Origin of the sequence: Sulfitobacter noctilucicola (assembly GCF_000622385.1) — a bacterium.
Lineage (GTDB): Bacteria > Pseudomonadota > Alphaproteobacteria > Rhodobacterales > Rhodobacteraceae > Sulfitobacter > Sulfitobacter noctilucicola.
This window is the reverse complement of record NZ_JASD01000008.1, coordinates 1,811,181-1,833,216: the sequence shown is the minus strand read 5'-3', so window position 1 is coordinate 1,833,216 and position 22,036 is coordinate 1,811,181. Positions and strand designations below refer to the sequence as shown.

Genomic DNA, 22,036 nt, shown 5'->3' with positions numbered 1-22,036 from the left:
TGGCATGTCTAAGGACAATGGCCTTGGTGAACCAGCGCGATTGCGCAATCTCAGGCGGTTTTTACCCATGGCTGGTTTCGAATATTTCCCAAGCCCTGATCAAACCAGAACCGCGACTGTTCTAGCGTAATGCCTGCCCGCTCCGCGATCTGCGCCTGTGCCTCCAGCGTGAAATCCCACAAACCGACCGAGATTTGATCCTTTCCGGTGCCCTGACTGCCGAGCACTTCAGGCGACGAACCGATCATCCGATAGATCCGTATCATGCGAGCATCGAAGACACCGACAAAGTGTTTGATACCATACCCCTGCATGATCTCGCCCCCGCCAAGCATCAAGGCCGCCGCAACATGTCCGCCCGCGCCGCGCTTAAGGCAGAACCGTGTGCATTCCCAAATGAGCGGACTGCAAACCGGCCCATCAATCAAGTCGCCGAAATGGTCGTTGATCATCACAGAACCCGTCGTTGGCAAAAAACGCATGGAGCCACCGTGCCCGCCACCCGGTTCTTCCCAGATCACGTAAAGGGGGTTCATCTCGTCGTATTCATCCCGCTCGCCCCCGTCGGCATCCACTGCGACATCCCAGCCCAAACGGGTTCGAAACTGGTCAGCCCGATCCAAGAACATTGCGCGGGCCAGTTTGGGGTGTTTGTACAGTTGATCGGCGTAGAGGTATCGCAGCATCGGACTCTCCGGGTTGTCTCAGGTATGACCAAAGAGTTACCGCAGCGCCCCTTAACGCTGATGTAATCCAGCGCTCGGTGCTAAGTGGACTAGGGCAACATCTGTCACCCTCCCAATTTCGGGAATATTTTTGCCACACTCAACCCATAATTGCCTTATACTACAATAAGTCCCCGACTTAATGCTCGCGCTACCGCATGGGTTGTGTTAATCGCCCCCAATTTGAACCTTGCGCTCTCAATATAGACTCGCAATGTATGCTCAGAGATCGATAAACTGTCCGCGACCTGCGCACGGCTGTACCCGATGGCGAGCAGCGTGATGGCGTCGACTTCCCGTGGCGAGAGCGGCTGCACCGCCTCTGGCGTCCGTCCGGGTTCAAGATCGAGCGCTTTTTCATTGAGGAAATGCGCAATCAGAATCAATTCGGGCCGCTTGTCTTCGGTGAATGTCGCCCAAGTGTCGTCTTCACAACTGTCATTGACTGTAAACAGGGCGAATTGTCCATTTGGACCCCTGACCGGAATTGAATAGCCTTGATTGCCGACACCGTATTCAATCGCTTCGGCCTGAAAGGCGCGAGTGGCTTTAGACGACCAATCCAGTTGCTTCCAGTCTACGGGGTGAAACCTTTGGAAGCAGCCACTGATGACAGGATCAATCCTGACGTAATTCTGTTCGATGTAGCGGGCTTGCCAATCGAGCGAATAAGTCCCGCATCCATATTGGTCTCCGGCGGAATCCACCCAATGATACGCTACGTGTTTTATGCCAAGATTACGTTGAAGGTCTTCTGATGCCGTCTGAAGACCGGCAAGCGTATCAGCTTGTTCCAAACTCTCCAGAATGAATTCCAGTTGCTTTTTGTTGCCCATTTAGTTGTGTCTTCGTCCTTTCGTCCAAGGACGCGATCTCGGCCATGGCGACGATTGCGGTGTCATCTAACTGTTCCGCCAAGGCGTGCAGGTCGACCGACAATGCAAATGTCTTTAAATCGGCGAGAACGTCCAAAATCCAGTCACTACGCATACGAGACTCTCCTTCAAATGGTTAACAGATCGTTAACACAACCTTAGCATGTATCTAAAATGTGCAAAATTCGCTGGTTTCCACTCCCCAGTTATAGGGAGGAGCCGCGTTTTAACTGCTTGATTTAATTGGATGGTGGAAAAAGGCCACAAAAAAGGCCTGCGAATCAGTAGCTGATTCGCAGGCCTTTGTCTCTATATTGGAAACAGTTCGCGTTTACTTACGTGCTTCCAATGCGTCTTCCAGCGTGCGCAGTCCGGTTTTGGGCGACTGCACCAAAACAGACATGTTGCCGGGCTTATGCTCGTTGCGCATCATTTTCATATGGGCTTCTGGCAGGTCATCCCAGGCGAATACCTCGGACATGCACGGATCAAGACGCCGCTCAAGCATCAGCTTGTTCGCCGCAGATGCCTGCTTGAGATGGGCAAAGTGGCTGCCCTGCAGACGTTTCTGGTGCATCCACATATAACGGACGTCGAATGTGAGATTAAAGCCGGTGGTGCCCGCGCAGATCACAACCATACCGCCCTTTTTGACCACGAAGGTCGAAACAGGAAAAGTCGACTCGCCGGGATGCTCGAACACCATGTCGACATTCACACCCTTGCCGGTGATGTCCCAGATCGCTTTGCCGAACTTGCGCGTCTCGGCAAACCATGTGGCGTATTCGTCGCTGCCCACCTTGGGAAGTTGGCCCCAGCAGTTGAAGTCCTTACGGTTCAGAACGCCCTTGGCACCCAGATCCATCACAAAATCGCGTTTGCTTTCATCGGAGATCACGCCGATCGCGTTAGCACCCGCCGTATTAATCAGCTGGATTGCATAAGATCCCAGACCGCCTGACGCGCCCCAGACCAGTACGTTCTGTCCGGGCTTGAGGTCATGCGGCTCGTGGCCAAAAAGCATCCGGTACGCAGTGGCGAGCGTCAGCGTATAACACGCCGCCTCTTCCCATGTCAGGTGCTTGGGCCGCGGCATCAGCTGCTGAGACTGCACGCGCGTAAACTGGCTGAACGATCCATCCGGTGTTTCATAGCCCCAGATGCGCTGTGTCGGGGAATACATCGGGTCGCCACCGTTACATTCCTCATCGTCACCATCGTCCTGATTGCAGTGGATCACCACTTCGTCGCCGACTTTCCAGCGCTTTACTTTGTCACCAACCGCCCAGACGATGCCCGCCGCATCAGAGCCTGCGATGTGATAGGGCTGCTTATGACCGTCAAACGGGCTGATGGGCTGACCTAGTGCTGCCCAGACGCCGTTGTAGTTCACACCCGCCGCCATAACGAGGACCAGCACATCCTGGCTGTCTAGCTCTGGCACATCGACGACTTCTTTCAGCATCGCAGTATCAGGATCGCCGTGCCGTTCACGGCGGATGGCCCAAGCATACATCTGCTTTGGGACGTGGCCCATCGGGGGCATCTCGCCGACCTCGTAGAGGTCCTTCTCAGGTGCATCGTACTGAGCGATGTTTGAATCAAGTGCCATGGGGGCCTCCTGTCGGATCTGGATAAATTGCCGCAATGCAGAATCGCGCTGTTATCCTGTTGGGATATTTTGCGATACGCAATAATGCAACACCAGAACCGCAGTTTTTGTAATTTTATGACCCAGCAGGTGCAGAAATTTCGGATGCAATCGCAGCATTGCCATCCACACGCTGTGCGATTGAATTCGCGTAGAAGCGAAGCACAGCGGTCTGGTCAGCAACCGCAGACCATGTTCCGCCCTGTTTTGCGATCAGCCCCCGCGCCTCGAGCCCGCTCAATGCACGTGTGACCTGAATCGGCAGGGCCTCCGCATCTATGACTTCGTAGGCCGAAGGTGCCGCATCAAAAAGCGCCTTCACCTTGCTACGCAAGATATCCTCTGAAAGCTCCTTGTGCGCCAGCAACAGATGGCAAACCGCAGGCACAGCCAGTATCGGCATCACATCGCCGATGCGGCCCATCAACTGCTCTGACAATGCCTCGACACTCGCGTCCTGCCCCGCCTCGCGCATGGAGAGCGGCGGGCCAAAGGTCACAGCCGCCGTGCCAAACCGCGTTTCCTGCCATGTCAGGCGCTGCCACAGCTTGCGCAGAATGAACCCCACCACCACGGATATGCGTGCACCGAAACGTCTGTCGCCGCGTTCATCCGCAGCGATCAACACAAGGTCTTCCAGCACGCGGTCATAATTGATGGCTACCGGCACAAAAACAACGTCCCGCTCGCCCTCGGGGTCGAACCCTTCGACAAGATAGGACATCAAACCCATTTTGGGTTCTTGCAGCTTACCGTTCAGGCTCAAGCCACCTTCGGGATAGAAAGCCTGATTAACACCACCCTCGGTCGCCATCTGGACGTAGCGTGCCAATACCTTACGATAAAGCGCACCGCGAGAACGGCGTCTGATAAAGTAGGCACCAAGTGACTTGATAAGCCAGCTCAGCGGCCAGACACGCGCCCACTCCCCCACCGCATAAGACAGCGCGGAATCCCGTGCCGCCAGATAGGTTACCAGTACGTAGTCCATATTGCTGCGATGGTTCATCACAAAGACAACCGTTGCGTCCTTTGGGATGCTATTGAACACCGCGTCGTTGGTATCGGCCGTTTCAATCCGGTACACCGACTTGGCCAGCAAACGCGTCAGCCGGATGCCGAAACTGAAATAGGCAAAGGCTGAAAAGCTCGGCACGATTTCCCGCGCATATTCGCGCGCTTTCTCAAACGCCACGTTCTCGGGCACGCCGTTCTTGCGGGCATAGGCCACGATCTCTTTCGACACTTCGGGATCGTAAATCAGCCGCTGGATCATGTCATAGCGCCGCGCCAGTTTGAACGGCTCGATCGGCCGCTTGAGACGGGTGTTCAACTGCTTGACCGCGCGCTCCAGCCGACGGCGGAAAAACCACCTGACAGATGGCAGCAGCAAATGGCTAAGCGCCGTCACAGCCGCAAAAAGCAGGATCAGAATAAAAAGCCAAAGCGGCAATTGGACAGTTTGCGTCATGGCGCACACATTTGCAGTGTCATGCCCCAAGGACAACATATGATGGCGCGACGACCGCCCCACCGCGCCGTTCTACAGAAAACGGACTGCGGCCTGTTGCCCGCTTGCACCGCGATCACTGGGACTGCGGTGCCTGAAACGATGTCAGCAGGTTCTGCATCGGGCTTTGATCAACCTCGATAATACCACGACGGGGCCTGTCCAGATCGACGATAAGAAACACCAAGACCACGATCAGCGTCAGCATCAGGTAGACGGGCGTTGCCGGTTTCGACCCGTTGCCCCCGGCGGAAAAGCCCAACATCGCACCTGAAAGGATGAAGGTGACGAAAAGCATGATCAGCACGATTTCTGGCACATGCCTGTCCAGTGCTGCATTGCGTGACGCCAGCGCGTCAATCATATCGTTCAGCGCATTTGTCAGCGACACCGCTACCGGACCGCCCGGATCACGTGCGTTTGTCGCGGCAAGGCTCCAGACATCGGCAAATGCGGCTTCGGCGTTTGTCGTATAAAGTGCGCGTTCGCGATGTTGATCCGCCGACAATTTACCAGCCTCAACCCGCAATCTGGTGTATTTGAGCAGCGCCACTTTCGCCTGCGTCTTGGATGCGCCTTCCAAAAAGTCCAATCGCAACCAAGCCGTACCAATTGCATTGGCTTCGGCGACGACCGAAGTAGAGCGGGCATCATGTCGCGATAATGAGATGGAAAACGTAAAACCAAGCAGCAAGGCCAAAAGTCCCAGCAAAGATCCCTGCACCGCGATGGTCTGCGCTCTGGTCTGTTCGGTTTCCGAATGCTGGCGGCGAAATCCGATACGGTACCCCAGCCACATCGCCAACATCATCAGTCCCAAGAGACACAAAGAAATTAACGGGCTTGGAATGTCGTACATCAATTCATTTGATCCCATAAGAAGACTCGCAGGCTACTCTTGGGCCGCGCCTATGCCTGCGCTTGCCTTTCGTCAATCTCTGTCGCACCATGCCGCAACGCAGCGAATTGACATTAGCATAAAATGTCTCATATGTACCCCTGCACGCAATATTCTTGCCCCCTCGATCCATGGAGCCGTAGATGACTGAGCAGAAAAAAGACCGCCCCTGGTTGATCCGGACATACGCCGGCCACTCCACTGCCGAGGCCTCTAACGCGCTCTACCGGTCCAATCTGGCCAAAGGGCAGACCGGTCTGTCCGTTGCCTTCGATCTGCCCACTCAAACAGGCTATGACAGCGATCATATCCTGTCGCGCGGCGAGGTCGGTAAAGTTGGTGTGCCCGTCAGCCATCTAGGGGATATGCGGATGCTTTTCCGCGACATTCCTCTGGACCAGATGAACACGTCGATGACGATCAATGCGACGGCACCTTGGCTCTTGTCGCTTTATATCGCTGTGGCCGAAGAACAAGGCGCGGACATTTCGAAGCTGCAAGGCACAGTGCAGAACGACCTGATCAAAGAATACCTCTCACGCGGCACCTATATTTGCCCGCCTGCACCATCGCTCAAGATGATCGCGGACGTGGCAGAGTATTGTTATACCAATGTCCCCAAATGGAACCCGATGAACGTGTGTTCCTATCACCTGCAAGAAGCCGGTGCGACACCGGAGCAGGAATTGGCTTTCGCACTTGCGACAGCAACGGCCGTATTGGACCAGTTGCGTCCGCGTGTAGATGAAAAAGACTTCCCGGCACTCGTTGGCCGTATCTCGTTCTTTGTAAATGCAGGCATTCGTTTCGTCACCGAGATGTGCAAAATGCGCGCCTTCGTCGATCTATGGGACGAAATTTGCGAAAAGCGGTACGGCGTAACAGATCCGAAATACCGCCGTTTTCGCTATGGCGTGCAGGTGAACTCGCTTGGCCTGACCGAACAGCAGCCTGAAAACAACGTTTACCGTATCCTTATCGAAATGCTGGCCGTCACGCTTTCCAAAAAAGCCCGCGCCCGCGCCGTCCAATTGCCAGCGTGGAACGAAGCGCTTGGCCTGCCGCGTCCATGGGATCAGCAATGGTCCATGCGCATGCAACAGATTTTGGCCTATGAAACGGATTTGCTCGAATTCGACGATCTTTTTGATGGCAACCCTGCGGTGGATGCCAAGGTCGAAGAATTGAAAGAAGGGGCGCGCGCCGAATTGGCCTTGCTTGACGGCATGGGCGGCGCAATTGACGCGATCGATTACATGAAGGGCCGTCTGGTCGAGAGCAATTCAGACCGCCTGGGCCGGATCGAAGCAGGTGAAACCGTGGTCGTGGGCGTGAATAAATGGCAGCAGGGCGAACCTTCCCCACTGATGACCGGCGATGGCGGCATTATGGTCGTCGACCCTGCCGTTGAGGCCGAACAGATTGACCGTCTGAACGCATGGCGTGCAGAGCGTGATGAAGCAGCAGTGAAGGCCGCACTCGCGGACCTGCGTGCCGCCGCCGCCGAGGGGCGCAATGTCATGCCAGCGTCTGTTGCAGCCGCCAAAGCAGGTGTCACAACCGGCGAATGGGCCGCGCAAATGCGTGCCGTTCATGGCGAATACCGCGGGCCAACCGGTGTGGCCAAGGGCCAATCGAACAAGACCGAAGGTTTGGATGATCTGCGCAATGCCGTGGATGCTGTCAGCGACCGTCTGGGTCGCCGCCTCAAGTTCCTCGTCGGCAAACCGGGCCTGGACGGCCACTCAAACGGGGCCGAGCAGATCGCAGTACGTGCACGCGACTGCGGTATGGACATCGCCTATGAAGGCATCCGCCTGACCCCTTCCGAAATCGTCAGCGCCGCACAGGCAGATGAGGCACATGTGGTCGGCCTGTCGATCCTTTCGGGTTCGCACATTCCATTGGTCGAAGACCTGATGAAACAAATGCGCGAAGCGAGCCTCGGGCATATTCCAGTAATTGTTGGCGGTATTATTCCTGATGACGATGCCGCACGCCTAACAGCGATGGGTGTGGCACGTGTTTATACGCCCAAGGATTTTGAACTGAATATGATCATGCAGGATATTGTGACACTGGCTGACCCCGAACCGGTGGCAGCTGAATAGGCTGACACAAAACTGAATCTATTTCATCTGGTGACAATTGATTATCTCTTTTCGCGTCAAATGCAGAAAAAGGGGTTAATCCTATGCAAATAGATCTGAAATCAATGACTCGCAAAGAGCTTGAAAAACATCTTAAAGATGTAAAGAAAGCGTTGCTGTCAGCACAGGCACGGGATCGCCGTGAAGCGCAAAAAGCGGCGGAAAAAGCGGCAGCTGAATTCGGCTTCTCGCTTAGCGATCTGTCCGACGGGGAAAAACCGGCACGTAAGTCCATGAAAAAATGGCCTAAAAAACCGGTAAAGAAATCCAAACCTCAGTTCTCCAACCCCAGCGACCCCAGCCAGACCTGGACCGGAAAAGGGCGTCAGCCCAATTGGTACCGCACAGCGGTATCCGAGGGTACAAACCCTGATGATATGCGTATTTGACGCTGGTTCGCGAAAGGGTTGAGGTTTCAATCCTTTCGCACCGCACAATTAGGTGCTTCCGAAAACAGGATTGATTCGCGAAATACACCTGAATGTGCCGCTTCAGCTTCGCTGAGCCACTACCTCCAATAGTATCGCTAGGCGGGTTTCAGCCAATAGCTGAGGCTTTGGTTTTTGTCTTGAACAAAACTTGGTTCTGCTTCACCTGTGAAAGCCCACAAAAAGGAAAACAAAATGACCGTCCATATTGGTGCAGAAGTCGGCGAAATTGCTGAAACAGTTCTTATGCCTGGCGATCCCTATCGCGCGAAATGGGCGGCCGAAACCTTTCTCACGGATGCAAAACTTGTAAATGAAGTACGCGGCATGTTGGGATTTACCGGCACGTGGAAGGGCAACCGTGTTACCATTCAGGGGTCGGGCATGGGCATGCCATCGCTGTCCATATACGCGAATGAACTGATCTCGACCTATAATGCGCAAACCCTGATCCGCATCGGATCTTGCGGCGGAATGCAGCCGCACGTCGGCATCCGTGATGTCATTATCGCAATGACCGCCAGCACGATTACCTCGCCCTCTTCCGGCATCTTCCGCGAGCTGAACTTCGCCCCCACCGCTGACTGGTCGTTGCTGCGTGCAGCGGTTGCTGCATCCGAGGCAAAAGGCACAAAGACCCATGTCGGCGGCATCTATTCATCCGATGTGTTCTATGCCGAACGTCCAGATCTGGACGAACAGATGGTTCGCCACGGCATTCTCGGTGTCGAGATGGAAGCAGCCGAGCTCTATACGCTGGCCGCCCGGCATGGTCGCCGCGCATTGGCGGTGCTGACTGTGTCGGACCACCTACAAACAGGTGAAGCTCTGCCGTCAGAAGACCGTGAAAAGACCTTTGGCGATATGGTTGAAATCGCGCTTGAGGCGGCTTTCGCCTGATCCGTCATGTACCGTGCGTCTGGTCGTATCCGCTTGTGGCGGGTGCGTCCCACCCATCGAGCGCCCCTTCGGCCGGGGCAAATACCTCAATTAGCAGCGGATAGCACTGCGCCGAATCCGATGAATGCTCGGCAGAGCAATCTCCACCCGGACAGGCGCTGAGCGCACCAAGCAGATCAATTTGCGCAAAGAACTCCAGATAGTCACCGGGCCTTACAGGGCTGGCCTTCATGAAATACTGCCCTGTGTCGCGCGTGAAGCCCGTACACATAAAGACATTCAATACATCATGCACATGCGGCTCTGCCTCCTTTAGCGAAACGCCAAGGTGATCCGCCAAAGCCCGCGTCAGGTTGGAGTGACAGCAATGGTGGTACTGCCCCCCTTTCAATAGATGGTGCGTATAGGGATCGCACCGCGTGCCAATCACATCATGCACAGAGCCGCCGAAGGCATCCATGCCATACCACTCCAGCGTATCATGTGTAATCGTCGCCATCGGCCGCAAATGTGGAAAGCTGCTCCACATCTGTTCGCCGGTTGTTATGTGGGTGCCATGCAGCGCACGTGTTTTACCGGAGTAGAACCGTTCGCTCAGGTCGTTCGCGTTCCACAGATTTAGGTCGCCCACCTGTGATCCTTCAACAGAAGTGATGCGAAAGAAATGGCCGGCAGGCACGCGAAACGTCTTGGCGTCGCGCGCAGGGACCAGAACTTCGTCAGTCTTGGTCATTGTCTGGCGGGCGCGGGTCAACGTGGCCATCGCAGGCTGCGGCAGCGTTTCAACCGGATAGCAAATCACCGGCTTTACGGCACGCCGCGCGTCCGCGTCAGAGGGGGGAAGAACTGTCATGCGTTTTGTCCTGCAATCCGGCCAGAGAATAAGCATCCCCCAAGGAATGTTCCCTCCAGCGCATTATATCCGTGATAGCCGCCACCACCAAATCCGCAGACCTCGCCAGCGGCATACAGGCCACGCAGCACCGCGCCTGAAGGGGTCAAAACACGCCCCTTAATATCGGTGTGCAACCCGCCTAGTGATTTGCGTGTCACCACGCTCAACCGCACCGCAATAAGCGGACCATTCTCCTTGTCGAGAATTGCATGTGGCTTGGCCGTGCGGATCAGCTTGTCACCCTTGTAGGCCCGCGCGCCGCGGATCGCGGTGATCTGCGCGTCTTTCGCAAAAGGGTTGTCCAGTTGGCTGTCCCGCGCCGCGATCTGATTGCGGATGTGGGTCAGGTCAATGGGCATTTCCGGTGTGATCCTGTTCATTCCGGCGACAAGCGTTTCAAGGTCATCCGCGACGACAAAATCCTCACCATGTTTCTTGAAAGCCTCAACCGCTGGCGTTGCCCCCTTTCCCAACCGCGCTTTCAGCACATCCATCCAGCCACCGTCGGTCAAATCCGCATTCTGCTCCGACCCCGACAACGCGAATTCCTTCTCGATGATCTTTTGGGTCAGGATAAACCAGCTATGCTCCCCCGCTTGCAAGATACGCTTGAGCGTGCCCAGCGTATCAAAACCCGGCAGATAGGGCGCTTCCATTCGATCACCCTTGGCGTCGAACCAAAGCGAAGACGGCCCCGGAAGGATGCGAATGCCGTGATTGGGCCAGATCGAATTCCAGTTCTGAATGCCTTCGCAGTAATGCCACATGCGGTCTTCATTGATCAGCCCTGCTCCGCTGCTGCGGGCGATCTCGTGCATTTTCCCGTCTACATAATCGGGCACGCCCGCAACCATCCGCTGCGGTGCTTTTCCCAAGCGCTCCTCCGGCCAGTGTTTACGGACGGTGTCGTGATTTCCACCAATGCCGCCAGTGGTCAAAATGACTGCTTCGGCGCTGTACTCAAAGCTGCCGGTGACCTCGCGCGATGTGCTTTCGCCCCGCGCCGCTGTGCTGTTTTCAAGAATGTCGCCACGCACGCCGGTCACCGCGCCGTCTGTCACAATCAAATCCGTCGCGCGGTGCCGGAAGCCAAGTTTCACTTGGCCTGCCGCCGCGTATTCTGTCATCCGTTTGGCAAAAGGGGCGACAACGCCCGTCCCTGTTCCCCATGTGATGTGGAACCGTGGCACCGAATTGCCGTGTCCGTGCGCCTGCGCGCCGCCGCGTTCGGCCCAGCCGACCACCGGAAACCACCGCATGCCAAGATCATGGCACCATTGCCGCATCGGCCCTGCCGCCCAGTCAATAAATTGCTCGGCATAAAGGCGCGGGTTTGCATCCTCATGGCGATCAAACTGCGCTGACCCCATCCAATCATTGAGAGCCAGCTCTCGGCTGTCCTTGATCCCCAAACGCCGCTGTTCAGGGGTATCGACCATAAATAGACCACCCAAAGACCAGAACGCCTGCCCGCCCAAAGACTGTGGCGCTTCCTGATCCAGAAGCAGAACCTTGCGCCCCCGCGCCACGGCTTCGTGGGCGGCGACCATGCCAGCCAGCCCGGCACCTACAACTATGATATCTGCCTGAAAATCAGTCATGAACTCTCCCCCTGTTGGGCGGAGCGTAGTCGCTGCTTTGGCCGGTTGTCGAGTGGGACGCTAAGTCAAAGCTTGGACTTGCCCAATTGCGCAAGGCACTCTCGGGGCTGTCCGTTTGACCGAAAGGCTTCCTGGCCGCACGTTATGCAATTGTAGCGAATGAGAGCACCCTTGCTGCCCTGCTTACTTTGCCGCCAGCTGCACCGGCGACGGTCCTTGTTACGATTCGCATAGATTGCGACCGCGACGACGACAATGATAAGAAAGGGCAGGAATAGCATTGTGCTCTTATCCGGCCTGCGGCTGTCTTCGGTCGGGCGATGACAGCTGCAAGCGCTGGATTAGGTGGCTCAGACGGTCCGTTCGACCATCAGTTTCTTGATTTTCGCAATCGCTGCGGCAGGGTTCAAGCCCTTGGGACAGGTCTTGGCGCAGTTCATGATCGTGTGGCAGCGATAAAGCTTGAACGGATCTTCCAGTTCATCCAGACGCTCGCCCGTGGCCTCGTCCCGCGAATCGATGATCCAGCGATAGGCATGCAACAGTGCTGCTGGCCCAAGGTACCGGTCACCATTCCACCAGTAGCTGGGGCAGGATGTGGAACAGCAAGCGCACATGATGCATTCATAAAGACCATCCAGCTTCTCGCGGTCATCGATAGACTGCTTCCACTCTTTTGCAGGCGCAGGTGTCTCTGTCTCAAGCCATGGCTGGATTGATGCATGTTGCGCATAGAAGTGCGTCAGGTCGGGGATCAGATCTTTGACCACTGGCATGTGCGGCAGCGGATAGACTTTGATCGCGCCTTTGACCTCAGCCAGACCATAGGTACAGGCCAGTGTGTTGATACCGTCGATGTTCATCGCACAGGATCCGCAGATCCCTTCGCGGCAGGACCGGCGGAAGGTCAGCGTCGGATCAATCTCGTTCTTGATCTTGATCAACGCGTCCAAAATCATCGGGCCGCAGCTGTCCATATCAACGAAATAGGTATCGACCGCGGGGTTTTTGCCGTCATCAGGGTTCCAGCGATAGATGTGGAATTCCTTCAGGTTGGTGGCACCCTCTGGCTTTGGCCATGTTTTGCCGCTCGTCATCCGCGAGTTCTTGGGGAGTGTCAGCTGAACCATGTCGCGTCTCCTGTCTTTGGGCAGAGGCCTGCCCGTTTCATCTGCTGCGCCCGAAAGCGCCTTTTGTTATGCTGCGCCCTTGCGGACAAACAGCGTGTTTTGTTCGGCTTCGAGAGTGATCTCGAAACCCATATCAATGATCCGGCCTACCAGATCGACATCCCATGCGTCGGCATGATCCGTCTCCACCAGCAAGGCATCAGGCATCCACCCGCCTGCATCAAGCAGCGGCGCGAGCACGTCCACTTCGGCACCTTCAACGTCAATCTTGAGAACGCAAATGTCGTGACCACTCGCCTCGCCCACGAAATCAAGCAAGGGTCTCACGGGTACCAGCGCTCCGCCAGTACGCACATGTTCTTTAACGGGCAACAAGGAAGCCTGTCCGAAATTACGTTCGCGGAAGTTCAGCATCGCCTCACCCGCCGCAGCCCCCAGCGCGCAACCTTCAATCCGCACCAAATGGCCCAGATCGTTCAACTGCACGTTGTACCCCAAGCGGCCAATCATCACAGGGCTCGGCTCAAACGCGATCACTCGGCTGCCCTTCCCCGCCGCGACAGCAAGCGGAATGGCGAAAGCACCGGAGTTCGCTCCGATATCAAGCACCAGCGCATTGCGCCCCTCGACAAGTTGGGTAAGTGCCATCAGCGATTGTATCTCGGGCGGATGCCCGTCCCGCCAGATCATACGGTCGGTGAAATTGTCACGCGGGTCCACGTACATTTTCACGCCCGCAAATTCGATCACTTCCGGCGGCAGGATCGGCACCAACTGCTGTCGCTGTGCCTTGTCCGCACGCCGGAATACCTCCCGCAGTGCGTTGCTGGTGGCCGGATCAGGCGTGAAGGTGGACATCGCGTTCATCGGTCAGATGATCCCGCTACTCAACGCCCGCGTTTGCAGACATTGCACCGTTTCAGGACGCGAAAGCACTGTGCGAACGGTCGTTACCGTTTGATCGTCAACACCCACAACTGCCGCACGCGCAAAGTCGCGGATCTCCAGCGCTGACGAGTTGTCGATGATGCAGTCGGTGAATGGCGTGATCAACTGCTTTGGCACCTGCGGAAAGCGGGTGGCCAGAGTTTCGGTCACGACACCCTTGGCTCCCGCCCGTGCAGTGTCATCCACGGCCTGCTGTACTTGGGTACAGGCCGTGAGCAGTGTTGCGCAGATTGCCAGAGCCGTAAGGCGCATGGGCTTAATACACCCGTGCTTTGGGGGCGATCTTCTTGAGGTCGATCCCGCCTTCGTTGTGGCTGGTCAGGGGCTGCGTATGAACGCCTCGGAAACCCAAGGATGCTTCGTTGCCTTTGAACCAGATCAGGCTGTGCTTGCGCCAGTTCTCGTCGTCGCGGTCCGGATAATCCTCATGCGCATGCGCACCACGGCTTTCCTTGCGTGCAGCAGCAGCTGTGATCGTTGCCACAGCGTTTGGCATCAGGTTCGTCAGCTCCAGCGTCTCCATCAGATCGGAGTTCCAGACCAGTGAGGTATCCGTGACCTTGAGGTCATCGAGCTTGCCGGCGACACCTTTCATCTTCTCCTCACCCTCTGCCAGCGTCTTGTCCGTGCGGAAGACAGCAGCATCGTCCTGCATCGTCTTTTGCATTTCCAAGCGCAGCTCTGCCGTTGGGACATGGCCCTTGGCATAGCGCAGACCATCAAAGCGGCTGAACGCAGCTTCAACAGAGCGCTTGTTCGGCGCAGGTACTGCCGTGTTCGGATCAACGATTTCCTTGGCGCGGATCGCCGCAGCGCGGCCAAACACCACCAGATCGATCAGGCTGTTCGAACCAAGACGGTTCGCACCGTGCACAGAGGCACAGCCCGCTTCGCCCACGGCCATCAGACCGGGGGATACATTGTCAGGGTTATCCTTGGTCGGTGCAAGAACCTCACCCCAATAGTTTGTCGGAATACCGCCCATGTTATAGTGAACGGTCGGCAATACCGGGATCGGCTCTTTCGTCAGGTCCACACCGGCAAAGATACGCGCGGATTCAGAGATACCCGGCAGACGCAGGTCCAGCGTCTCCGGCGGCAGGTGGTTAAGGTGCAGGTGGATGTGATCCCCCTTCTCGCCCACGCCGCGCCCTTCGCGGATTTCCATCGTCATGCAGCGGCTCACAACATCGCGGCTCGCAAGGTCCTTGTAGGTCGGCGCATAGCGCTCCATGAACCGCTCGCCTTCGGAGTTGGTGAGGTATCCGCCCTCGCCCCGCGCCCCTTCGGTGATCAGACAGCCAGCGCCGTAGATACCTGTCGGGTGGAACTGTACGAATTCCATGTCCTGCAATGGCAAACCGGCGCGCGCCGTCATGCCGCCACCGTCACCGGTGCAAGTGTGCGCAGATGTGGCCGAGAAATAGGCACGGCCATAGCCGCCAGTTGCCAGCACAACCATCTTGGCGCTGAACAAGTGCATGGTGCCATCATCCAGCTTCCAGCACAGAACGCCCTGACACACCCCGTCTTCGGACATGATCAGATCGATGGCGAAGTATTCGATAAAGAACTCTGCGTTCTGCTTGAGGCTTTGACCATATAGCGTGTGCAGAATCGCGTGACCTGTACGGTCTGCTGCCGCACATGTCCGCTGAACCGGTGGGCCCTCGCCAAATTCAGTTGTGTGACCGCCGAAAGGCCGCTGGTAAATTTTGCCTTCTTCCGTACGTGAAAACGGCACGCCGTAGTGCTCAAGCTCGTAAACCGCCTTTGGCGCTTCACGGGCGAGGTATTCCATCGCGTCCGTGTCGCCCAGCCAGTCGGAGCCTTTGACCGTGTCATACATATGCCACTGCCAGTTGTCCGGTCCCATGTTGCTCAGGCTGGCGGCGATACCGCCCTGTGCCGCAACAGTGTGGGAACGGGTCGGGAATACCTTTGAGATACAGGCCGTGCGCAAGCCCTGCTCTGCCATGCCAAGCGTTGCACGCAGACCGGCACCACCGGCACCGACAACCACCACATCATATTCGTGGGTTTCATAATCATATGCGGCCATTTTTCGTCTCCCTTGGGGAATGTTTGGTCAAAGCGCCAGCTTGGCGATGGCGAATACGCCCACCGCTGCGGCACCGTAGCTGAGGCACGTCATCAGGATGATCGCCACCTTCTGGGCGGTCCCGTGTACATAGTCCTCGATCAATGTCTGAACACCGTCGTTGAAGTGCTTGAAGCCGACGATGAATGTCAGGGCCGCGATGATCGCAGGGCCCGGACGGCTATAGTAAGCCACGATTTCTTCGTATGTTCCGCCCAGCGCTGCTCCGAATGTGAACACGAAAAGCGGGATCAGGATCAGCAGCGCAACAGAGCTGACCTTCATAGCCCAGAAATGGGCGGTGCCGGATTTCGCGGAGCCGAGGCCCATCGCGCGTTTGCGGTCTGTCAGATATGCCATGTCAAACCTCCCCTTATATCGCGATTGCAGTGATGATGGTCAGCACGACAGAACCGCCGATGCAGGCCCAACCCAGCTTTTCAGCTGTGGGAATGTCCAGCGCATAACCGTTGTCCCAAATGAGGTGCCGGATGCCTGCCAGAGTGTGATACCACAGACCAAGCAGGGAAAAGAACATCACCAGATCGCCGAACCAGCTGGTCACGAACCCGTTGGCTGTTGCGAAATACTCGGGCGAGCTGGCTGCCGCCAGAAACCACCACACGATCATCAGCGCAGCGATCAACATCGCATTGCCCGTGATACGCGTCAGGATGGACGTCATGGATGTCAGCTGCGGGCGGTAAATCGTCAGATGTGGCGACAGGGGACGGTTGCCCCGGTTTACATCGGCCATGGCACAGGTCCTTTGAGGTGGCTTAAATTACGTAGTTGGCTGAGGATAGTAATAGCCTTTTTAGCAGGCGTGTCACGGGGGGCGGTGCATTTGCCGCAGGGTTTTGCGGATATTATCCGAGAAATTCGCATCAACAACACCCTTTTGCCCAAGCTGTGATCACACAAAAAACGCCTGTGATCACATTAATCATCATTTAGGTTGAGCCGACTCAGTTGTTTTGTGGTTTCGCGCTGCAATTTACGCAATATCTGGGCCGGATAATCCTCAAACCCGTTAGCGGTCACAACAAAAGCGTGCGGGCCATCGATGACCTGCTCAAAGAAGTAGCCGGTGAGGTCCGTGTCATCGGTTTCAATCGCCAATGCGTTTACGGTTATGTCGCCGGCACGCAAAACCGGCCGCATCTGTTCTGGCGGTATCCCCTCATTCGATACGCCGTCGCCCGACACATCAATCACTCTGCGCCCGCAATCGGCGACCATGTCAAAGCTGCGTGCAGAAATCGAAAGCGCCTCACCGATTGCGGTGGAATAATTGCGCCAAACCCGCGGCACGCGCGATACCTGCGCTGCGAGTGCGCTCACATCCTGCGCGGTCTCAATGCCGCGCCACTTGATGGACTGCACCTGACGAGAAGATCCGGACCACTGCACCAAAGACACCTGCGCGTTTTGATCCACCAGTGCATCAACGACGATCCCGTCGCGCAACGCTGCGGCAAGCCCCTCCATCTGGATTGTGTATTCTTCGCGATCAACTGACCCCGACACATCAACCGCCAATACCAAAGCCAGATCACACGCCAACAGGCGGGCCGGTAACAGTATTGCAGTCAGGGGTAGGAACAGCCGCATAGCGCGGAGCATAAGCCACAAGCCCGCCCCGTCCACCTCACAATCGGGTGACGCGATTGGCCTTTTCGCTGGGTGCCCCCTACCCAACAAAAAACGCGCCCGCAAAGGGGCGCGTTTCCATCACTGTTTTTGGAAAGTGGCTTACGCCAGTGTCTCGTCGATACCTTTGCAGGCTTCGACCAGACCTTTAACCGCGTTAACGGAATTGTCGAACATGGACTGCTCGTCTTTATCCATCGAAATTTCCACCACACGCTCGATACCACCGGCACCGATCACTGTCGGTACACCCACATAGAAACCGTCAAGACCGTAAGCGCCATCGACATATGCCGCACAAGGCAGAACACGCTTTTGGTCTTTCAGATAGCTTTCCGCCATCTCGATCGCCGATGTCGCAGGGGCGTAGAAGGCAGAACCGGTCTTCAACAGACCCACAATCTCTGCACCGCCATCACGTGTACGCTGAACAATCGCGTCCAGTTTCTCTTGGCTTGTCCAGCCCATCTTTACCAGATCAGGCAACGGGATACCTGCAACGGTGGAATAACGTACCAGCGGTACCATAGTGTCGCCGTGACCGCCCAGAACGAAGGCAGTGACGTCTTTCATGGAAACGTTGAACTCGGACGCAAGAAAGTGACGGAAGCGTGCCGAATCAAGAACGCCAGCCATACCGCAAACCATGTGGTGCGGCATGCCGGAGAATTCGCGCAGCGCCCAAACCATCGCATCCAGCGGGTTAGTGATGCAAATCACGAATGCGTTCGGCGCATGTGCGGCGATACCTTCGCCTACGGACTTCATAACTTTCAGGTTGATGCCCAGCAGATCGTCACGGCTCATGCCGGGTTTGCGGGCGACACCGGCGGTGACGATGCAGACGTCTGCGCCAGCAATATCAGCGTAATCCTGTGTGCCGGACATGGTCGCGTCGAACTTGGCCGATGGCCCTGATTCCGCGATGTCGAGCGCTTTGCCTTCCGGCGTTCCCTCGGCGATGTCAAAGAGGACGACGTCGCCCAGTTCCTTGAGTGCTGCAAGATGTGCAAGCGTTCCGCCGATCTGCCCCGCGCCGATAAGCGCGATTTTGGGTCTGGCCATGATCATATCTCCATGAGGGTTTGTTTGCGCGTGCAATAGCGAAATGCACGCGAGCCTGCAAGTTCAGCCTGCTTTGAACGCGAAGTGGAGAGTAGAAACGAAAAGACCACCCCGATTTGGGGTGGTCTGATGCATTATTGGTCGATTTGCGTATCAGTTATCGTATTCTGGCAGCGCTTCGAGCTTTTCTTTCGTGCTGTCGATGTAGAAACGGTAGTCGTCGCCGTCCACATTCTTCAGGACCTGGATCTTGTCAAAGCTCACGGCCACTGGCTTTTCGCCCAAACCAAGGAAACCGCCGACGTTGATCACAACGTCTGTGACTTTGCCGTCATCGCTCATCACCAGCGTGTCGATTTCACCGACTGTTTCGTCTTGTGCACCGTAGACATACGAACCTTCAATCAGTTCGGCTGTCAGTTGCTCGACTTCGGCAGCCTCAGCATCTGCATAACCGTCATAGGTCATTGCCGGACGTGCCAGATCATCGTCTGTTGCTTCCATGTTGGATGCAGTGTTCACGTCCTCAGCTGCGTCTGTCTCGGTGGTGTCTGTGGCTTCGGTTTCAGTTGTATTGGTCATGTTGTCGTTGGCCATAGAACCGCTTGCCATCTCGTCATCACCGCGCTCGAATTCAGGAGCTTGCTCAAGCATCTCTTTGGATGTTGTCACGACCAGAAAGCGGTCACCGGCATCACCATCTTCTTGTACTACTTTGATAGCGTCCATGGATACGCTTACGTCACGCTCGCCCATGCCCAGAAAGCCACCTACACCAAGGATCACGGCGCGGACTTCACCGTCTTTGCCAACGATGATGTCATTGATCTCACCAATGTCGTCCCATTCCTTCTCGGCGTCTGCCTCGATGGTGGCACCTGTCTCCATTTCGGTCTCTGCATTATAAATGCGCATGCCGATCAGGTCAGAGGCAAAAAAGTCGCTTTTCTCGAAGGTTACAGCGCCAAATGAGTTGCTGTGAGCGTCTGCATAGGCTGTGCCTGCAAGTGCAACAAGGACGGCGGTTGTAGAAAGAAAGCGTTTCATATCTATTACTCCATATTAAGGGTGAGCATTTGTTGCTCGTCTGGTGAAAGAACCAATATCCAGCACTCTTGTTCCACGGATTTCTAAGAAAACGACGTTGGTATAAACTAAGACATGCTCACCCTCGATTTGTTCTTTTTTTGCGTGGCCGGTCCTGCGGTTTTATTCGCCGCAATCTCCAAAGCGGGCTTTGGTTCGGGGGCTGCCTTCGCCTCGGCCACGATCTTGGCACTGGTGGTGGAACCGGGTCTCGCCTTGGGCGTGATGTTACCCATGCTGATGTTGATCGACGCGAGTTCTCTCAAACCGTACTGGGGAAAATGGAGCCTGCCGGATGTGCGCCTGCTGCTTATCGGAGGCATTCCGGGGGTGGTTGCAGGCACGCTATTATACACAGTCGCCTCGCCTGACCTGTTGCGCCTGTTGATCGGCGCGGTTTCTGTGGGGTTTGTCTTGTGGCAGCTGTCGCTGGCCAGTGGCCTGATCCGGTTGGCCCGTGCGCGGATGCCGGACTGGTGCGGCCTCTTCTTTGGCGCATTAGGCGGGTTCACTACCTTTATCAGCCACGCGGGCGGGCCGCCGGTTGCGGTCTTTCTGCTCAGCCGGGGACTGAACAAGACGCAGTTTCAGGCCAGCACCGTCCTGCTGTTCTGGATACTGAATATAGTGAAGTTCATTCCGTATGCCGCATTGGGCATGTTTACTGCGCAGACGTTTATGGCAAACGTTGTTCTGGTCCCCTTTGCCCTTCTGGGAACATGGCTGGGCGTACGTGCGCATCACATCGTGCCGGAACGCATCTTCTTTGGGCTGACATACGTTCTGTTGATGGTCACAGGCTGCAAGCTAATCTGGGACGGGCTGACCTGAATCTCTTGCGCCGTCCAAAAATGCAAAAGGCGGACCATCCGCCCGCCTTTCACTTCCCGAAAGTCAGTTTCCACGCACTATGCGTCATTCCCCTTCGCAGGCAACATATCCGCAGTTTCCTCAAATGACTGTCCCGACGCGACAAGACAGGTAAGCCCGCCGGGCGCTGTCACCGTAATTGTCCAACTGCCTGTCTCATCCGATGCATAGATTTCAACCACGGCGTTGTTAGAGCCAAGACCCACTGATTGACGCGTTTCGCCGTATCCTTGGGCCAAACGTTCAATTACGGCCTCGCGCGGTGCGCAGTTTCGCGCATTCTGCGCTGCCACGTCCGTTGTCGTCGCCAGATAAACTGCCGCTGCTGCTGTCAGCGCACCCAACTGCAAAAGCTTAATACGTTTGTTCATATTACTATGCCTCATTCAAAAGACTGCACCCACGGTCCTCGGACCACCCCGGGTTTTCCCGGCGGGACCTGGGTGGCCCAGGTTATGACATTCGTCTGCTCATCCCGTTCCGCTATTTCCGGCGGCCTTGCCGATGCGGTGCTCCCTCGGGCTGCAACTGGGATCAGTCTGCGGTGGAGGGCTAAAGTAATGGTTAACGCTGCGTCCGCGGACGGGCCCAATTTGATATTTGCTGCGCTGCGGCACCATTGTGCTTGAACTTTTCTGCAAATAATGGCCCTTTGCGCGCAACTTTATACCCCAAAGGGAGCCTCACCATGCCCAAGATTACCCGTCCCCTGCGTTCCGTCCTCTATATCCCCGGTTCAAAGGATCGCGCGTTGGATAAGGCGCGTGGCCTTGCCTGCGACGCAATCATCTTCGACCTCGAAGACGCTGTCACACCTGACGAAAAGCCTGCCGCTCGCGACACTTTGGCCGCTGCGCTCACACAGGGCGGATACGGCAACCGGCTCAAGGTGATCCGGATCAACGGTCTGGACACGCCTTGGGGCGCTGACGATGCCGCGGCAGCAGCCAAGATGAACGCCGATGCGATTCTATTACCCAAAGTGGGCAGCCCCGAAGATCTTGATGCACTGGCCCGGATCGTGGGCGACATCCCGCTTTGGGCAATGATGGAAACACCGGGCGCAATGCTGAACGCCCCAGCAATCGCCGCCCATCCGCAATTGCAGGCGATGGTCATGGGAACCAATGATCTGGCCAAAGACCTGCAAACACGCTTCCGTGCTGACCGTCTGCCGATGATGGCCGGTCTGGGCCTTTGCGTTCTCGCCGCAAAAGCCAACGATATTGCGATCATTGATGGCGTCTATAACGCGTTCAAAGATGACGACGGCCTGCGTGTCGAATGTGATCAGGGCCGCGACATGGGCTTTGACGGCAAAACGCTGATCCATCCTGCGCAGCTCGATGTGGCCAACACCGCGTTTTCCCCTTCCGAAGCTGAGGTCGATCTGGCCCGCCGCCAGATTGCCGCGCTGGAAGAAATCGAAGCGTCCGGTCAGGGTGTTGCAGTGGTCGATGGTAAGATCGTTGAAAATTTGCACGTTGCCACCGCCCGCGAAACACTGGCAAAGCTGGATGCAATCGCAGACCTGAACGCGGAGCACTGAC

General features: G+C 56.3%; 23 protein-coding genes. 5 read left to right on the top strand and 18 right to left on the bottom strand.

What is annotated here, in order from left to right; all coding sequences use genetic code 11:
* Positions 1-50: 50 nt before the first annotated feature.
* The 6 genes from Z946_RS0112635 to Z946_RS0112615 all read right to left on the bottom strand — a co-directional run bounded on the left by Z946_RS0112635 (position 51) and on the right by Z946_RS0112615 (position 5,638).
* Positions 51-686 (bottom strand): acyl-homoserine-lactone synthase, encoded by a 636-nt coding sequence (locus tag Z946_RS0112635; protein ID WP_025056100.1) that lies wholly within the window; start codon positions 684-686, stop codon positions 51-53.
* A gap of 155 nt (positions 687-841) precedes the next feature.
* Positions 842-1,561: a helix-turn-helix transcriptional regulator gene (locus Z946_RS0112630; protein ID WP_025056099.1), complete on the bottom strand. Its 720-nt coding sequence runs from the start codon at positions 1,559-1,561 to the stop codon at positions 842-844.
* Entirely contained in the window at positions 1,509-1,715 is a 207-nt protein-coding gene (locus Z946_RS21415) for a hypothetical protein (protein WP_081780823.1), read from the bottom strand. Before Z946_RS21415 ends, Z946_RS0112630 begins: the two co-directional genes overlap by 53 nt.
* A 216-nt stretch (positions 1,716-1,931) precedes the next feature.
* Positions 1,932-3,212 carry a crotonyl-CoA carboxylase/reductase gene (gene ccrA, locus Z946_RS0112625; protein ID WP_025056098.1) on the bottom strand — a complete coding sequence of 427 codons (1,281 nt, stop codon included), beginning with the start codon at positions 3,210-3,212 and terminating at the stop codon, positions 1,932-1,934.
* A 115-nt stretch (positions 3,213-3,327) separates the two neighbouring features.
* The gene (locus tag Z946_RS0112620; protein ID WP_025056097.1) at positions 3,328-4,722 is read right to left on the bottom strand and encodes a 1-acyl-sn-glycerol-3-phosphate acyltransferase; all 1,395 of its coding nucleotides are present in this window, start codon (positions 4,720-4,722) and stop codon (positions 3,328-3,330) included.
* 115 nt (positions 4,723-4,837) lie between these two features.
* Entirely contained in the window at positions 4,838-5,638 is an 801-nt protein-coding gene (locus Z946_RS0112615) for a bestrophin-like domain (protein ID WP_025056096.1), read from the bottom strand.
* 164 nt (positions 5,639-5,802) lie between these two features.
* Between Z946_RS0112615 and Z946_RS0112610 the strand changes: the two genes are divergently transcribed.
* The 3 genes from Z946_RS0112610 (at position 5,803) to deoD (ending at position 9,137) form a co-directional block, all read left to right on the top strand.
* Positions 5,803-7,770, top strand: coding sequence for a protein meaA (locus Z946_RS0112610; RefSeq protein ID WP_025056095.1), 1,968 nt, complete (start codon positions 5,803-5,805; stop codon positions 7,768-7,770).
* An 83-nt stretch (positions 7,771-7,853) separates the two neighbouring features.
* The gene (locus Z946_RS0112605) at positions 7,854-8,198 is read left to right on the top strand and encodes an H-NS histone family protein (protein ID WP_025056094.1); all 345 of its coding nucleotides are present in this window, start codon (positions 7,854-7,856) and stop codon (positions 8,196-8,198) included.
* 234 nt (positions 8,199-8,432) lie between these two features.
* Positions 8,433-9,137 carry a purine-nucleoside phosphorylase gene (gene deoD, locus Z946_RS0112600; protein ID WP_025056093.1) on the top strand — a complete coding sequence of 235 codons (705 nt, stop codon included), beginning with the start codon at positions 8,433-8,435 and terminating at the stop codon, positions 9,135-9,137.
* Positions 9,138-9,141: 4 nt separating this feature from the next.
* Here the strand turns inward: deoD and Z946_RS0112595 are convergent, their stop codons facing one another.
* The 11 genes from Z946_RS0112595 to Z946_RS0112540 form a co-directional block, all read right to left on the bottom strand.
* Entirely contained in the window at positions 9,142-9,990 is an 849-nt protein-coding gene (locus Z946_RS0112595) for an urea carboxylase-associated family protein (protein ID WP_025056092.1), read from the bottom strand.
* Positions 9,987-11,633 (bottom strand): FAD-binding dehydrogenase, encoded by a 1,647-nt coding sequence (locus tag Z946_RS0112590; protein WP_025056091.1) that lies wholly within the window; start codon positions 11,631-11,633, stop codon positions 9,987-9,989. The genes Z946_RS0112595 and Z946_RS0112590 overlap by 4 nt, the downstream gene beginning before the upstream one ends.
* Positions 11,634-11,983: 350 nt before the next feature.
* Positions 11,984-12,763 (bottom strand): succinate dehydrogenase iron-sulfur subunit, encoded by a 780-nt coding sequence (locus Z946_RS0112580; protein WP_025056089.1) that lies wholly within the window; start codon positions 12,761-12,763, stop codon positions 11,984-11,986.
* A gap of 66 nt (positions 12,764-12,829) precedes the next feature.
* Complete coding sequence (locus Z946_RS0112575) at positions 12,830-13,630, bottom strand: FkbM family methyltransferase (RefSeq protein WP_025056088.1); 801 nt, start codon at positions 13,628-13,630, stop codon at positions 12,830-12,832.
* A 3-nt stretch (positions 13,631-13,633) separates the two neighbouring features.
* Positions 13,634-13,963 carry a hypothetical protein gene (locus Z946_RS0112570; protein ID WP_025056087.1) on the bottom strand — a complete coding sequence of 110 codons (330 nt, stop codon included), beginning with the start codon at positions 13,961-13,963 and terminating at the stop codon, positions 13,634-13,636.
* Between the two features lie 4 nt (positions 13,964-13,967).
* Positions 13,968-15,773 (bottom strand): succinate dehydrogenase flavoprotein subunit, encoded by a 1,806-nt coding sequence (gene sdhA / locus Z946_RS0112565; RefSeq protein ID WP_025056086.1) that lies wholly within the window; start codon positions 15,771-15,773, stop codon positions 13,968-13,970.
* Between the two features lie 27 nt (positions 15,774-15,800).
* Complete coding sequence (sdhD, locus tag Z946_RS0112560; RefSeq protein ID WP_025056085.1) at positions 15,801-16,172, bottom strand: succinate dehydrogenase, hydrophobic membrane anchor protein; 372 nt, start codon at positions 16,170-16,172, stop codon at positions 15,801-15,803.
* A 13-nt stretch (positions 16,173-16,185) separates the two neighbouring features.
* Positions 16,186-16,569, bottom strand: coding sequence for a succinate dehydrogenase, cytochrome b556 subunit (gene sdhC / locus Z946_RS0112555; RefSeq protein WP_025056084.1), 384 nt, complete (start codon positions 16,567-16,569; stop codon positions 16,186-16,188).
* 185 nt (positions 16,570-16,754) lie between these two features.
* Complete coding sequence (locus Z946_RS0112550) at positions 16,755-17,426, bottom strand: DUF1194 domain-containing protein (RefSeq protein ID WP_081780879.1); 672 nt, start codon at positions 17,424-17,426, stop codon at positions 16,755-16,757.
* A 141-nt stretch (positions 17,427-17,567) separates the two neighbouring features.
* Positions 17,568-18,530: a malate dehydrogenase gene (gene mdh, locus Z946_RS0112545; protein WP_025056082.1), complete on the bottom strand. Its 963-nt coding sequence runs from the start codon at positions 18,528-18,530 to the stop codon at positions 17,568-17,570.
* Between the two features lie 153 nt (positions 18,531-18,683).
* The gene (locus Z946_RS0112540; RefSeq protein WP_025056081.1) at positions 18,684-19,577 is read right to left on the bottom strand and encodes a PRC-barrel domain-containing protein; all 894 of its coding nucleotides are present in this window, start codon (positions 19,575-19,577) and stop codon (positions 18,684-18,686) included.
* Positions 19,578-19,691: 114 nt separating this feature from the next.
* Between Z946_RS0112540 and Z946_RS0112535 the strand changes: the two genes are divergently transcribed.
* A complete protein-coding gene (locus tag Z946_RS0112535; RefSeq protein ID WP_025056080.1) occupies positions 19,692-20,447 on the top strand; it encodes a sulfite exporter TauE/SafE family protein in 756 nt (251 codons plus the stop codon).
* Between the two features lie 77 nt (positions 20,448-20,524).
* Here Z946_RS0112535 and Z946_RS0112530 read toward each other — a convergent pair whose 3' ends face one another.
* Positions 20,525-20,857, bottom strand: coding sequence for a hypothetical protein (locus Z946_RS0112530; protein ID WP_025056079.1), 333 nt, complete (start codon positions 20,855-20,857; stop codon positions 20,525-20,527).
* 317 nt (positions 20,858-21,174) lie between these two features.
* Here Z946_RS0112530 and Z946_RS0112525 point away from each other — a divergent pair, with 317 nt between their 5' ends.
* Positions 21,175-22,035, top strand: a complete 861-nt coding sequence (locus Z946_RS0112525; protein ID WP_025056078.1) for an HpcH/HpaI aldolase/citrate lyase family protein — start codon at positions 21,175-21,177, stop codon at positions 22,033-22,035.
* Position 22,036: the final 1 nt, after the last annotated feature.

What these genes read in the sequence shown, in the direction of transcription:
- Z946_RS0112635 (WP_025056100.1), bottom strand. Translation starts at nt 686, where the DNA reads ATGCTGCGATACCTCTACGCCGATCAACTGTACAAACACCCCAAACTG.
- Z946_RS0112630 (WP_025056099.1), bottom strand. Translation starts at nt 1,561, where the DNA reads ATGGGCAACAAAAAGCAACTGGAATTCATTCTGGAGAGTTTGGAACAA.
- Z946_RS21415 (WP_081780823.1), bottom strand. Translation starts at nt 1,715, where the DNA reads ATGCGTAGTGACTGGATTTTGGACGTTCTCGCCGATTTAAAGACATTT.
- ccrA (WP_025056098.1), bottom strand. Translation starts at nt 3,212, where the DNA reads ATGGCACTTGATTCAAACATCGCTCAGTACGATGCACCTGAGAAGGAC.
- Z946_RS0112620 (WP_025056097.1), bottom strand. Translation starts at nt 4,722, where the DNA reads ATGACGCAAACTGTCCAATTGCCGCTTTGGCTTTTTATTCTGATCCTG.
- Z946_RS0112615 (WP_025056096.1), bottom strand. Translation starts at nt 5,638, where the DNA reads ATGGGATCAAATGAATTGATGTACGACATTCCAAGCCCGTTAATTTCT.
- Z946_RS0112610 (WP_025056095.1), top strand. Translation starts at nt 5,803, where the DNA reads ATGACTGAGCAGAAAAAAGACCGCCCCTGGTTGATCCGGACATACGCC.
- Z946_RS0112605 (WP_025056094.1), top strand. Translation starts at nt 7,854, where the DNA reads ATGCAAATAGATCTGAAATCAATGACTCGCAAAGAGCTTGAAAAACAT.
- deoD (WP_025056093.1), top strand. Translation starts at nt 8,433, where the DNA reads ATGACCGTCCATATTGGTGCAGAAGTCGGCGAAATTGCTGAAACAGTT.
- Z946_RS0112595 (WP_025056092.1), bottom strand. Translation starts at nt 9,990, where the DNA reads ATGACAGTTCTTCCCCCCTCTGACGCGGACGCGCGGCGTGCCGTAAAG.
- Z946_RS0112590 (WP_025056091.1), bottom strand. Translation starts at nt 11,633, where the DNA reads ATGACTGATTTTCAGGCAGATATCATAGTTGTAGGTGCCGGGCTGGCT.
- Z946_RS0112580 (WP_025056089.1), bottom strand. Translation starts at nt 12,763, where the DNA reads ATGGTTCAGCTGACACTCCCCAAGAACTCGCGGATGACGAGCGGCAAA.
- Z946_RS0112575 (WP_025056088.1), bottom strand. Translation starts at nt 13,630, where the DNA reads ATGAACGCGATGTCCACCTTCACGCCTGATCCGGCCACCAGCAACGCA.
- Z946_RS0112570 (WP_025056087.1), bottom strand. Translation starts at nt 13,963, where the DNA reads ATGCGCCTTACGGCTCTGGCAATCTGCGCAACACTGCTCACGGCCTGT.
- sdhA (WP_025056086.1), bottom strand. Translation starts at nt 15,773, where the DNA reads ATGGCCGCATATGATTATGAAACCCACGAATATGATGTGGTGGTTGTC.
- sdhD (WP_025056085.1), bottom strand. Translation starts at nt 16,172, where the DNA reads ATGGCATATCTGACAGACCGCAAACGCGCGATGGGCCTCGGCTCCGCG.
- sdhC (WP_025056084.1), bottom strand. Translation starts at nt 16,569, where the DNA reads ATGGCCGATGTAAACCGGGGCAACCGTCCCCTGTCGCCACATCTGACG.
- Z946_RS0112550 (WP_081780879.1), bottom strand. Translation starts at nt 17,426, where the DNA reads ATGCGGCTGTTCCTACCCCTGACTGCAATACTGTTACCGGCCCGCCTG.
- mdh (WP_025056082.1), bottom strand. Translation starts at nt 18,530, where the DNA reads ATGGCCAGACCCAAAATCGCGCTTATCGGCGCGGGGCAGATCGGCGGA.
- Z946_RS0112540 (WP_025056081.1), bottom strand. Translation starts at nt 19,577, where the DNA reads ATGAAACGCTTTCTTTCTACAACCGCCGTCCTTGTTGCACTTGCAGGC.
- Z946_RS0112535 (WP_025056080.1), top strand. Translation starts at nt 19,692, where the DNA reads ATGCTCACCCTCGATTTGTTCTTTTTTTGCGTGGCCGGTCCTGCGGTT.
- Z946_RS0112530 (WP_025056079.1), bottom strand. Translation starts at nt 20,857, where the DNA reads ATGAACAAACGTATTAAGCTTTTGCAGTTGGGTGCGCTGACAGCAGCA.
- Z946_RS0112525 (WP_025056078.1), top strand. Translation starts at nt 21,175, where the DNA reads ATGCCCAAGATTACCCGTCCCCTGCGTTCCGTCCTCTATATCCCCGGT.